Genomic DNA, 11,454 nt, shown 5'->3' on the forward strand with positions numbered 1-11,454 from the left:
GTGTTTGCTCCTGATCGAAAGGGGTTCTGGATGCCGGTTAGTTCTGGGAGGCTGATTCGCCGGAGGAACCGTTGGACGTTCCGCCGCCGCCTGAGACGGAGCCGGCGTGCGCGGCGATCTTGTCGAAGAAACCGTATTCGAGGGCTTCGGTGGCTGTGAACCACTTGTCGCGGTCGTTGTCCTTGAGGATGGTTTCAACGGTCTGGCCGGTCTGCTCGGCGGTGAGTTCCGCCATGACCTTCTTCATGTGCAGGATGAGCTCGGCCTGGATCTTGATATCGGAAGCGGTGCCGCCGATGCCACCGGACGGCTGGTGCATCAGCACGCGGGCGTTGGGCGTGGCGTAGCGCTTGCCCTTGGTGCCGGAGGAGAGCAGGAACTGTCCCATGGATGCGGCCAGGCCGGTGGCGACGGTCACGACGTCGTTCGGGATGAACTGCATGGTGTCGTAGATGGCCATGCCTGCAGTGACGGAGCCGCCGGGAGAGTTGATGTAGAGGTAGATGTCCTTTTCCGGGTTTTCGGCCGAGAGCAGGAGCAGCTGCGAGCAGATCGCGTTGGCGTTGTCATCACGCACCTCCGAGCCCAGCCAGATGATCCGCTCCTTGAGGAGGCGGTTGTAAATGTAGTTGTCCTGGGCTGCAGGATCGACGGTCGCCATCCGGGGGGCCTCTGAGTGCTGTGACATGTTTACTTACCTCTCACTGGTGACGGTGACATCACTGAAAATCACTACTTGGACACTAACCGGTTTCACGGGTGTTTTGTTCGCGCACCGACGGCTGTTCGCTGACGGCGCACGATCACCGAACCGGCAGCGGGCTGCTTCCCGCAGAACGCGAACGGCCCCCGGATCGAAGGGATCCGGGGGCCGTTGCTGCGGGTCAGGAAGGACTACGCCTTGGCGTCAGCCGTAGTGTCCCCGGCTTCGACAACCTCTGCCTCGGCAGCCTCGGCCTCAACACCCTCGGCGTCGGCGGCGGGAGCCTCTTCACCGGCGGGGCGGACGAAGTCGCTGAGGTCAACGGTGTTGCCCTCGGTGTCGGTCACGGTGGCCTGGCCCAGGACGACGGCCAGTGCCTTGCGGCGGCGCACCTCGGAAACCATCATGGGGACCTGGCCGCTCTGGTCGATGATCTGGGCGAACTGGTTGGGGTCCATGCCGTACTGGCTGGCGGTGGTGACGATGTAGTCGATCAGCTCGCTCTGGCTGACGTTGACTTCTTCCTTCTCCGCGATGGCGTCGAGGATGATTTCGTTCTGGAAGGCGCGGGCCGTGTTGGCGCGGACCTCTTCGCGGTGCTCTTCGGTGTCGTGCTCGCCGTCACCGTGGCCGTTGCCCTCCTGGAAGTGGGCTTCGAGCTGCTCTTCGACGACGGAGTCCGGAACGGGAACCTCTACGAGTTCAACCAGCTTGTCCAGGACCTTGTCGCGGGCTTCAACACCCTGCTCAACGATCTTGGACTCGGCGGCCTGCTTTGCCAGGTCTTCGCGCAGTTCGGCGAGGGTGTCGAACTCGGAGGCCAGCTGGGCGAAGTCATCGTTCGCCTCAGGCAGTTCGCGTTCCTTGACGGCCTTGACCACTACCTTGACCTGGGCGGCTTCGCCGGCGTGGTCGCCGCCCACCAGGGTGGTGTCGAAGATGGCGTCTTCGTCGGCGCTGAGGCCGGTTACGGCTTCGTCCATACCCTCGAGCATGGTGCCGGCGCCTACCTGGTAGGACAGGCCGGCCGCGGAGTCGACCTCTTCGCCGTCGATCGTGGCGGTGATGTCGATGGTGAGGAAGTCGCCGTCGGCAGCGGGGCGGTCAACGGACTTCAGGGTGCCGAAGCGGCCGCGCAGTTCGTCCAGGGCCTTGTCCACGTCGGCGTCGGAGGATTCCGCAGCGGCAACCTGGACCTCGAGGCCGGCGTAGTCCGGGAGTTCGATCTCGGGGCGGACGTCGACCTCGGCGGCGAACTTCAGGCCACCGTCGGTGGCGGTGGGGTCGGGAACCTCGGTGATTTCCACCTCGGGCCGGCTCAGCGGGCGGATGCCGGATTCCTGCACGGCAGCCTGGTACCAGCCGTTGAGGCCGTCATTGATGGCGGTCTCCAGGACGTAGCCACGGCCGACGCGCTGGTCGATGAGCTTGGCGGGAACCTTGCCCTTGCGGAACCCGGGAACCTGGATCTGCGACGCGACGGTCTTGTAGGCCGAGTCGATGCTGGGCTTCAGTTCCTCAAAGGGGACCTCAACATTGAGCTTGACCCGCGTGGGGGTGAGGTTCTCGACAGCGCTCTTCACGGTCTAAGTACTCCTGGGTTGTGGGATGGGTTTCTGCAACGCAATGTGTGTCCAGGCCGGCTGGTCCTGGCCGCAGAGTCGGGGTGACAGGATTTGAACCTGCGACTTCCTGCTCCCAAAGCAGGCGCTCTAGCCAAGCTGAGCTACACCCCGTAAGTGCACAGGCAAGTCTACGGTGATACGCGTCGCGAATGCACATTTGACACGTAGGCCATGGATTAGGTTTAGTTGTATCCGGCTTGGACAGCCAGCCCGGAGTTTCCGCGAAAAACGGATCTTCCTTCGGGGACGTAGCTTAATGGTAAAGCCTCAGTCTTCCAAACTGATTACGCGGGTTCGATTCCCGTCGTCCCCTCCATGGCAAAAGGACCCCTCGGTTGAGGGGTCCTTTTGTGCGTTTGCCCCTAGGCCTGCGGCTGCTGGCAGTAGGGGCACCAGTAGAGGTTCCGCCCGGCGAGGTCGGCCATGAGCACGATGGTGCGGCATACCCGGCAGGGCAGACCGTGCCGTTTGTACACGAAATGGACGTCGTCACGGTGCGGGAAGTGGGCGCTCCTGGCCGGCACCGGTTCCCCTGCCGCGGCCGCCTTGGCCGCCGTGGTGCCGTTGAGCGTCCAGTATTTCGGCGGGGTGGTGATGATCCGCCCATCGGCGACGCCGTCGTTCATGACGGTAACGACGTCGCGCCACAGCCTGCGGGCGTCGGCCTCCGGCAACTCAGCCCCGGGAAGGAGCGGATCGAGGCGGCGGCGGAACAGGACTTCGGCGCGGTAGACGTTCCCGACGCCGGCAATCACCTTCTGGTCCATGAGCAGGGCCGCCAGCGGGGTCTTCCGGGTCCGGACATTGGCGGCGAACCGCCCGGCGTCGCCGCGAAGGTTCCGCAGCGGATCAGGTCCCAGCCGCGCGAGGACCGCGTCGGCCTCCGCTGCGGTGATGGTTTCGCAGGTGGTGGCCCCGCGCAGGTCCGCCCAGCCGTGGCTTCCGGCGAGCCGGACCCGGACGGCCCCGACGGGCGCCGGCGGACCTGCGTAGGCGGCGCCGCCGTCGTCGTCCCCGTCAGTGAAGGCCTCCTGCTCCCCTACCCGCCGCGGCGCACCGATGCTTGACGCGCCGGTGAAGGTGCTGTCGCCGCCGAAGCTCCAGGCCCCGTACAGGCCGAGGTGGACGTGCAGCACCAGCGAGTGGTCGAAGTGCAGGAACAGGTGTTTGCCGTGCGCCTCTGCGGCGACCATGGCGTGGCCGTCCAACAGCGCCGCTCCCCCGCTGAACCTGCCCTGGGGACTGGAGACAGCAAGTACTTCGCCGGTGAAGACGTCCCCGAACTGGCGGGCGAGCCGGCGGACGGAATGGCCCTCGGGCACTACTCGATGACCTCGCCGGTCGCTTCGTAGGCCGCGATCTTGCCGATCCTGCGCACGTGCCGCTCGTCATTGCTGAACGGTTCGGACAGGAACGCCTCGATCAGTTCGGTGGCTTCCTCCACCGTGTGCTGGCGTCCGCCCACCGCCACGACATTCGCGTCATTGTGCTCGCGGGCAAGGGTGGCGGTGGAGAGGTTCCAGGCCAGCGCGGCGCGCACGCCCTTGACCTTGTTGGCGGCTATCTGCTCGCCGTTGCCGGACCCGCCCAGCACGATGCCCAGGGCGTGTACTCCCGCCTGCTGGTCTGCGACCACGGCGAGGGCGGCGTTGATGCAGAACGAGGGGTAGTCGTCCTGGGCGTCGTAAGCCTTGGGCCCGTGGTCCACCACCTCGTATCCCTTCCCGGTCAGGTGGGACACAAGGTGGGCGCTGAGCTCCATGCCTGCATGGTCGGTGGCAATGTGGACCCGCGGGAAGGCAGGGGTAGTGGTCACGTGCTGATTCCGTTCGTTGGTGGGGCTGGCAGGCCGCCGGTGGGGGCCGGAACGACACCGATAAGGATACTAGGGCGGCGGTGGGGTCAGGGGTTCCGGACATCCGGTGGCGGCGGACCACCGCCACGGGCCCTGGCCGCCACCCGGGTGAGCACTTCGGCAAGCCGCGCGGCCGAGGCCTGGCTGCCGCCGCTGACGGCAAGGCGCTGGCCGTCGGTCTTGCTGACGACGACGGCGGGCCCGCTGCCGACGAGCATGGCGGCGGTTCCGCCGTGGTGCCGGTAGCCCCACCCGCCGTAATCGGCGGCCCTCACGTCGGCCGCGCTGGCGTCGGAAATGGCACCGGCGGGTACGTCCATCACCGGCACCACGCCGGCGAGCAGGACCTTCAGCCCACGCCGGTCCGCGCGGACGCGGGCGAAAAGGAACGCCGCACCCAGGAGGGCCAGGATCACCAGGAGGATCCCCAGCCAGGGCACCACGACGGCGATCAGGGCCGCCGGGAACAGGGAGGCGATGGCGATCATCACGAACACCGAACTGCGGGCGTGGACCCAGAGCCTGATGCTGTCCCGGGCAAGGTCCGGGTCCAGTTCCCTGGCGATGGCGACCTGGAGCGCGCGGTCATCATCAGGGGACCACTGCCGGTCGGCCTTGTACACCATAGCCATGGTCACGCCGAGGGAAACCGCCGCACCGCTCCCCAGGGCGAGGACCGTCATGTCCACGTGCGACTGCCGGGCGTCAGCCAGCCCCGTTTGGCCGATCAGGCCTGCGGCGAGCGCGGAGGTGATGAACAAGCTAAGGAAAAGCCCGGCACCCATCATGATCCTGCGCATCAGGACGGGCCGGCTTAGCGGCGCGGCCTGGAGCAGGACCAGCCACCCGGACACGATGATTCCCGCGGCGCCGGCCCCCACGTAGGCGCCGAAGGGCGCGAAGGCGGCGCCGCCGCTGTCCGTCCACTGGACCGCAAGCGGCTCCGGCAGATCCGGGCGCAGCAGGAACGCGCAGTAAACAAAGGCGGCAGCCAGGACGACAGGAAACCCGACGGCGAACCGCAGGGCCCTGGCATCCACCGAATCCAGCAGCTTTCCCATGCATCCAACGCTACCCCCGCGGCTGCCGGGGCCGCCGCCCGGGCCTGCCCCGCCCCCGCTGTGGGCTGCGCTACTTGCCATGGGAGGCAAGGGTGGAAGAATGCATCACAGTGCCGGCACCGGAACCACCGGCCGGCAGCCGAAAATTCTTTGGAGGACCTCCTTTGCCAGGCATGAACCTGACGCGCGCCGAAGCCCGTGAGCGCGCCGAACTGATTTCCGTCGAGTCCTACGATGTCAGCCTTGACCTGACCCGCGGCGGAGAGGTCTTTGGCAGCACCACCACCGTGAAATTCACGGCGGTTCCCGGAACGTCCAGTTTCATTGACGCCGTCACCCGCACGGTACACAGCGTGACCCTCAACGGCCGCGCCCTTGATCCGGACACCGTGGCCGACGGCGTGCGGATCCAGCTGGCGGACCTGGCGGAGCACAACGAGCTGACTGTGGTGGCGGACATGCCCTACATGAACACCGGCGAAGGCCTCCACCGGTTCGTGGACCCCGTGGACAACGAGGTCTACCTCTACACCCAGTTCGAGGTTCCGGATTCCCGCAGGATGTTCACCGTCTTCGAGCAGCCCGACCTGAAGGCGACGTTCGCCTTCACCGTTACGGCTCCGTCCCACTGGGATGTTGTGTCCAACTCCCCCACCCCCGAACCGGCACAGGCACAGGCCGCCGAAGACGGCGCCGCCCGGTCCGTCTGGGCGTTTGCCCCCACGCCGCGGTTGTCCTCGTACGTCACTGCCCTGGTCGCCGGCCCGTACCAGTCCGTCCGCAGCGAGGTCACCAGCTCGGATGGCCGCGTGATCCCGCTCGGGGTCTTCGCACGGAAGTCGCTGATGCAGTACCTGGACGCAGACAACATCTTCGAGCTCACGCGGCAGGGCTTCGGGTTCTTCGAGGAACAGTTCGGCTGCCCCTACCCGTTCGAGAAGTACGACCAGCTGTTCGTGCCGGAATTCAACGCCGGTGCGATGGAAAATGCCGGTGCGGTGACCATCCTGGAAGGCTACGTTTTCCGCAGCAAGGTCACCGGGGCGCAGATCGAGCGGCGCGCCATTACCGTGCTCCACGAACTGGCGCACATGTGGTTCGGCGACCTGGTGACAATGCGCTGGTGGAACGACTTGTGGCTCAACGAGTCCTTCGCCGAGTACATGTCCCACCTGGCCGCGGTGGAGGCCACGTCCTTCACCAGCGCCTGGACTACATTCGCCTCCGTGGAAAAGTCCTGGGCGTACCGCCAGGACCAGCTGCCCACCACGCACCCGATCTTCGCAGAGATCAACGACCTGCAGGACGTTGAGGTCAACTTCGACGGCATCACCTACGCCAAGGGGGCCTCGGTGCTCCGGCAGCTGGTCGCCTGGGTCGGACCCGACCAGTTCATGGCCGGCGTCCGGGAGTACTTCGCCAAGCACTCCTGGCACAATACCGAGCTGCAGGACCTGCTGGTTGAGCTGGAGAAGGCAAGTGGCCGCGACCTGGACCACTGGGGCCGGCAGTGGCTGGAGACCGCCGGGGTTAACACCCTGGCTCCCGAGCTGGACGTGGACTCCGATGGAAAGCTGCGGTCCTTTGCCATCCTGCAGTCCGCGGTTCCGGAGTGGCCCACCATCCGGCCGCACCGGCTCGCCGTGGGCTTCTACAACCTGGACGACGCCGGCAAGCTTACCCGGGTGCACCGCGAGGAGCTTGACGTCGACGGCGAACGTACCGACGTCCCGGCGCTTGCGGGCGTGGCCCGGCCGGACCTGATCCTCATCAACGACGACGACCTTGCCTATGCCAAGGTGCGCCTGGATCCGGTGTCCCTGGCCACGGCCACGGCACACCTCAAGGACTTTGCCGAAAGCCTGCCGCGGACCCTGGTCTGGAACTCCGCGTGGGACGCTGCGCGGGACGGCGAAACACCGGCCCGCCAGTACGTGGACCTGCTCCTGTCCAACGTGGCCGCGGAGACTGATTCCTCCGTGATCCTGGTCCAGCTCCGGCAGCTGGCAACCACCCTGAACTTCTATGTGGCTGAGGAACACCGCGAAGCCACCACCGTTGCGGCCGTGGACCGGTTGTGGGATTTGGCCTCGGACGTTCCGGGCGGCTCCGACGGCCAGTTGCAGTTCATCAAGTCCTTCGCGCTCCTGGCCCGCAGCGCGTCCCAGCTGGACCGGGTGTCCGGCCTGCTGGACGGGTCAGTGGTCCTGGACGGCCTGGCCGTGGACCAGGACCTCCGCTGGGAGCTGGTGGCTTCGCTGGTGGCCGGCGGCCGGATGGGGCAGGACGGCATCGACGCCGAACTGGAGCGGGACAACACCTCCAGCGGGCAGAACGCAGCCGCCCTGGCCAAGGCTGCCATTCCCACCCCCGAGGCAAAGGCTGCGGCCTGGGAAGCCATTGTGGTCAAGGGAGAGCTGTCCAACGCGCTGCAGGGCTCCGCGGTGGCCGGTTTCATGCGGGTGCTGGACCGTTCCCTCCTGGAGCCGTACTCCGAAAAGTATTTCGCGGCCGTGCCGGGGATCGTGGCAACCCGCACCCACGCACTCGCCCAGCAAATCGTCGTCGGCCTCTACCCGGCGCTGCTTACCACGCAGGCCACCATCGACCGGACGGACGGATTCCTGGCCTCATTGCCGGCGGAAAGCGCGGCGCTGCGGCGGATGATGTTGGAAAACCGTGACGGCGTCGCCCGCGCCCTGCGTGCCCGTGCCGCCGACGTCCTGCCGGCGGGCGGCCCGGAGTGAACCTCCACGAACACCACTACGCACTGACGGTCCAGTGGACCGGCAACCTGGGGGCGGGCACGTCGTCCTACCGGGGTTACTCCCGGGACCATGACGTCGCCATTCCCGGCCTGCCGGTCCTGAAGGGTTCGGCGGATCCGACTTTCCACGGCGACCGCGGGCGCTACAACCCAGAACAGCTCCTCCTGGCTGCGCTGGCGCAGTGCCACATGCTGTCCTACCTGCACGTGGCGGTGAAGCACGGCGTGGTGGTCACTGGCTACCGGGACGAGGCCACCGGGCTGATGCGGCTGAACCGGGACGGCAGCGGACAGTTCGAGCGGGTGGTCCTGAACCCGCACGTGACGGTGGCCGACGCGGCGCAGGCGGATCTGGCGGCCTCGCTGCACCGTGAGGCCAACCAGGTCTGCTTTATTGCCCGGAGCGTGAACTTTCCGGTGGAGCACCAGCCGGTGACGGTGGCCGCTTAGTCCCTCCCGCCTGCCGCTGCCCTGTGGCGGCGGCAGGCCGGCCTTCCGGTGCCCGGAAATTTCCCCGGGAGCGGAAGGCGGTTCCGCCGAGGATGGGAATGCGGATTGCTCCACGCTGCGGCGCTAGGGTTGAAAGAGAACAGAGCAATATTCCAAGGAGCTATTTCCACCCATGGTCAGCATGTTGTCCATCCTTCCCCCTGCCACCAGCCAGCCGAGCGGCGTGAGCCTGCCCGGCATCGTGATCAGCCTCGGCGTCGGCGTTGCCGTCTGGCTCGTGGCCACGTTCATCATTTCCCGCATCACCAGGCGGGTGGCGTCGGGCAGCAACTTCTTCAAGAAGCCCACGTTCAAGTGGGCTGCCCCGGCCTTCCGGGCCCTCGACCACGAACGCCGCGTCCAGCGTGCCGAAACCATCGGTTCGCTGCTCAACAGCGTGGTGGGCGTGCTGGTGGTGATCATTACCGGCATGTATGTGCTGCAGAACCTGGACATCAACATTGCCCCGCTGCTGACCAGCGTGGGCATCCTCGGTGTAGCCATCGGCTTCGGCGCCCAGCAGCTGATCCGCGACTTCCTGGCGGGGATCTTCATTACGATTGAAGACCAGTACGGAATTGGCGACGTCATTGAAACCAGCGAAGTGGTGGGCGTGGTGGAGTCCATGGGGCTGCGGATCACCCGCGTCCGCTCCGACGACGGCGCGATCTGGTACCTGCGCAACGGCGAGATCCTGCGCGTGGGCAACCGGTCCCAGGGACGCTACGTTCCGCTGCACGAGACCGACGACGGCACCACCGACCAGGGGTCGGCGCACGTTGAGACCAAGAAGACTGACCAGAAAGCCGGGGACTAGCATGTCGCTTCCCATTGAGCCGGGCCCGGGGCAGCGGCCCCAGTTGATGCAGAACGATCCGTTCAGCAAGCCGGACTACACCGACAGCTTCTATGACGCCGTGGGCGGCCACGGCACCTTCGTGAAGCTCATTGACGTCTTTTACGACGGCGTTGCCACCGATCCCGTGCTGCGGCCCATGTATCCGGAAGAGGACCTGGCCCCGGCGAAACGCCGGTTCCTGATGTTCCTTGAGCAGTACTGGGGCGGTCCGACAACGTACGGCGAGGAGCGCGGCCACCCGCGCCTGCGGATGCGGCACATGCCTTTCAAGGTCACGCCCGAGGCAAAGGACCGGTGGTTGTTCCACATGCGCACCGCCGTGGATGCCCTGGAGCTGCCTCCGCTTTACGAGGGCACGCTGTGGGACTACATGGAGCGGGCGGCGCTGTCCATGGTGAACAGCCCTTCCGGCTCCTGAGAATCTGTCCGGCAGGCGCCCTGCAGTCCGGCCTAGGGCAGGCCGCTGCCGGTCCGCGCCAGGACGTGGCCGCGGGGTCCGGTAAGCCGGAACCAGCGGCCCGCCCGGTAAAGCTTCTGGTCCCCGTCCCCCAGGAACCCCAGCGCGAAGGCAGCGAACGCCGCACCGGCGGGCAGGCCGGCGTCGTCCAGTTCCCGTCCCCAAACCGCGGCCCGGGCGTTGTTGACGATCAGCGCCCCCGGCTTGTCCGGCACGATGCCGGCCACCTCGGCGATACCCGCCTCCGCTGCCGCACGCAGTCGGGCGTCGCTGACGGACCCCAACAGCTCCCAACCGCCCCGCGGGGCGCCAACACCCGTCCAGGACTCGGTCACCGTGGTGGGCGGAACCGGCAACTCGACGTCGGCCTCCCCCGCACGTGCCAGCCTGTCCAGGACAGATGACAACGCCACGGTGACATCCGTTCCGGAAGGCTCCGCCAGCGCCATGGTGCGCAGGCCCAGGATGGTGGGGGTCGCTTCGCCCAGGAGCCGGGGCCGCAGGACGCACACGTAGGCGGCCAGGACCGAGCCGGCAGCCTGCAGGCGGATGGCGCCGTCGTCAATCGCTCTGGCCCGGGTGGCGAAGGTCTTCAGGTCGGCCAGATCGCGTGGATCGGCGAAACGGAAGGACGAAGTGAGTAGTTCAGACACACCTAGAACACTACCGGCTGCACTCCGGTTGAGTGGTTTGCGGGGTGCCGTCTAGAGTCGGACCATGACTGAAGCCGAAGCCGGACTGCTGGCGCCGCCCAGCGGCGACCCCACCTCATCGCTGATCGAACTGCTGGACCTTGGTGAGCTTGAGGGCGCCCGCACGGATGAGGATATTTTCCTGGGCCCGTCGCAGAAGCAGCCGCACCACAGGGTGTTTGGCGGACAGGTGCTGGCCCAGTCGCTCGTGGCCTCGATCCGCACGGTGGATCCGGACCGGTTTGTCCATTCCATGCACGGATACTTCCTGCGGCCCGGTGACGCCAACAAGCCGATCACCTTTGGGGTGCAGCGGCTCCGCGACGGCCGGTCGTTTTCCGCCCGGCGCGTCCACGCCTACCAGGACGGCGTGCCCATCCTGTCCATGATCGCCTCCTTCCAGGGCGACGACGAAGGAATCGAACACTCCTCGGAAATGCCGGCCGGAATCCCGGACCCCGAATCCCTGCCCAGCACGGCGGACCTGCTCGGCCGGTTCGACCATCCGGTGGCACGCCACTGGGCCTACGAGCGGCCCTTCGACATCCGGCATGTCAACCCCGCCCTGTATGTTTCGGCGGCCGGTCCGCGGGAGGCCAGCAACGCCGTGTGGATGAAGACGTTCGGGCCAATGCCTGATGACGCCAACCTGCACCGCGCCGCCCTGGCGTACGCCAGCGACTACACGCTGCTCGAATCCATCCTCCGGCGGCACGGACTGAGCTGGATCACGCCGGGCATGAACGTTGCCAGCCTGGACCATGCCATGTGGTGGCACCGGCCGGCGCGGGTTGATGAGTGGCTGCTCTACGTCCAGGAATCCCCCAGCGCCCACGGGGCACGCGGCCTGGCAACGGGCAAGATCTTCAACCGCGAGGGCCAGCACGTCGCCACGGTGGCGCAGGAGGGGATGGTTCGCATTCCCACCGGTCCCGCGGGCGCCTGA

11 protein-coding genes and 2 tRNA genes are annotated in these 11,454 nt (G+C 66.9%); 6 read left to right on the plus strand and 7 right to left on the minus strand.

What is annotated here, in order from left to right; translation table 11 throughout:
- Window positions 1–37: 37 nt before the first annotated feature.
- The 3 genes from NIBR502770_RS09095 to NIBR502770_RS09105 form a co-directional block, all read right to left on the minus strand.
- A complete protein-coding gene (locus NIBR502770_RS09095; protein WP_018761581.1) occupies window positions 38–661 on the minus strand; it encodes an ATP-dependent Clp protease proteolytic subunit in 624 nt (207 codons plus the stop codon).
- Between the two features lie 233 nt (window positions 662–894).
- Window positions 895–2,286 (minus strand): trigger factor, encoded by a 1,392-nt coding sequence (gene tig / locus NIBR502770_RS09100; protein WP_141181728.1) that lies wholly within the window; start codon window positions 2,284–2,286, stop codon window positions 895–897.
- Between the two features lie 78 nt (window positions 2,287–2,364).
- Window positions 2,365–2,439, minus strand: a tRNA-Pro gene (locus NIBR502770_RS09105).
- A 131-nt stretch (window positions 2,440–2,570) separates the two neighbouring features.
- Here NIBR502770_RS09105 and NIBR502770_RS09110 point away from each other — a divergent pair.
- Window positions 2,571–2,644: transfer RNA gene (locus tag NIBR502770_RS09110), tRNA-Gly, on the plus strand.
- Between the two features lie 46 nt (window positions 2,645–2,690).
- Here NIBR502770_RS09110 and NIBR502770_RS09115 read toward each other — a convergent pair.
- The 3 genes from NIBR502770_RS09115 to NIBR502770_RS09125 all read right to left on the minus strand — a co-directional run bounded on the left by NIBR502770_RS09115 (window position 2,691) and on the right by NIBR502770_RS09125 (window position 5,244).
- A complete protein-coding gene (locus tag NIBR502770_RS09115; protein ID WP_141181729.1) occupies window positions 2,691–3,650 on the minus strand; it encodes an Fpg/Nei family DNA glycosylase in 960 nt (319 codons plus the stop codon).
- Window positions 3,650–4,144 carry a ribose-5-phosphate isomerase gene (locus tag NIBR502770_RS09120; protein WP_141160213.1) on the minus strand — a complete coding sequence of 165 codons (495 nt, stop codon included), beginning with the start codon at window positions 4,142–4,144 and terminating at the stop codon, window positions 3,650–3,652. The genes NIBR502770_RS09115 and NIBR502770_RS09120 overlap by 1 nt, the downstream gene beginning before the upstream one ends.
- An 86-nt stretch (window positions 4,145–4,230) precedes the next feature.
- A complete protein-coding gene (locus NIBR502770_RS09125; protein WP_141160212.1) occupies window positions 4,231–5,244 on the minus strand; it encodes a hypothetical protein in 1,014 nt (337 codons plus the stop codon).
- Window positions 5,245–5,417: 173 nt separating this feature from the next.
- Between NIBR502770_RS09125 and pepN the strand changes: the two genes are divergently transcribed.
- The 4 genes from pepN (at window position 5,418) to NIBR502770_RS09145 (ending at window position 9,777) form a co-directional block, all read left to right on the plus strand.
- Entirely contained in the window at window positions 5,418–7,991 is a 2,574-nt protein-coding gene (gene pepN / locus NIBR502770_RS09130; protein ID WP_141181730.1) for an aminopeptidase N, read from the plus strand.
- Window positions 7,988–8,461 (plus strand): OsmC family protein, encoded by a 474-nt coding sequence (locus tag NIBR502770_RS09135; RefSeq protein ID WP_141160210.1) that lies wholly within the window; start codon window positions 7,988–7,990, stop codon window positions 8,459–8,461. The genes pepN and NIBR502770_RS09135 overlap by 4 nt, the downstream gene beginning before the upstream one ends.
- Window positions 8,462–8,633: 172 nt before the next feature.
- The gene (locus NIBR502770_RS09140; protein ID WP_141160209.1) at window positions 8,634–9,317 is read left to right on the plus strand and encodes a mechanosensitive ion channel family protein; all 684 of its coding nucleotides are present in this window, start codon (window positions 8,634–8,636) and stop codon (window positions 9,315–9,317) included.
- A gap of 1 nt (window position 9,318) precedes the next feature.
- Entirely contained in the window at window positions 9,319–9,777 is a 459-nt protein-coding gene (locus NIBR502770_RS09145) for a globin (protein WP_141160208.1), read from the plus strand.
- Window positions 9,778–9,809: 32 nt separating this feature from the next.
- On the opposite strand, the gene NIBR502770_RS09150 is transcribed toward NIBR502770_RS09145, so the two are convergent.
- Complete coding sequence (locus tag NIBR502770_RS09150) at window positions 9,810–10,469, minus strand: hypothetical protein (RefSeq protein WP_141160207.1); 660 nt, start codon at window positions 10,467–10,469, stop codon at window positions 9,810–9,812.
- Window positions 10,470–10,533: 64 nt separating this feature from the next.
- Here NIBR502770_RS09150 and NIBR502770_RS09155 point away from each other — a divergent pair, with 64 nt between their 5' ends.
- Window positions 10,534–11,454, plus strand: a complete 921-nt coding sequence (locus NIBR502770_RS09155) for an acyl-CoA thioesterase II (protein ID WP_141160206.1) — start codon at window positions 10,534–10,536, stop codon at window positions 11,452–11,454.

Source organism: Pseudarthrobacter sp. NIBRBAC000502770, assembly GCF_006517815.1.
Lineage (GTDB): Bacteria > Actinomycetota > Actinomycetes > Actinomycetales > Micrococcaceae > Arthrobacter > Arthrobacter niigatensis.

What these genes read in the sequence shown, in the direction of transcription:
- NIBR502770_RS09095 (WP_018761581.1), bottom strand. Translation starts at nt 661, where the DNA reads ATGGCGACCGTCGATCCTGCAGCCCAGGACAACTACATTTACAACCGC.
- NIBR502770_RS09125 (WP_141160212.1), bottom strand. Translation starts at nt 5,244, where the DNA reads ATGGGAAAGCTGCTGGATTCGGTGGATGCCAGGGCCCTGCGGTTCGCC.
- pepN (WP_141181730.1), top strand. Translation starts at nt 5,418, where the DNA reads ATGAACCTGACGCGCGCCGAAGCCCGTGAGCGCGCCGAACTGATTTCC.
- NIBR502770_RS09140 (WP_141160209.1), top strand. Translation starts at nt 8,634, where the DNA reads ATGGTCAGCATGTTGTCCATCCTTCCCCCTGCCACCAGCCAGCCGAGC.
- NIBR502770_RS09145 (WP_141160208.1), top strand. Translation starts at nt 9,319, where the DNA reads ATGTCGCTTCCCATTGAGCCGGGCCCGGGGCAGCGGCCCCAGTTGATG.
- NIBR502770_RS09155 (WP_141160206.1), top strand. Translation starts at nt 10,534, where the DNA reads ATGACTGAAGCCGAAGCCGGACTGCTGGCGCCGCCCAGCGGCGACCCC.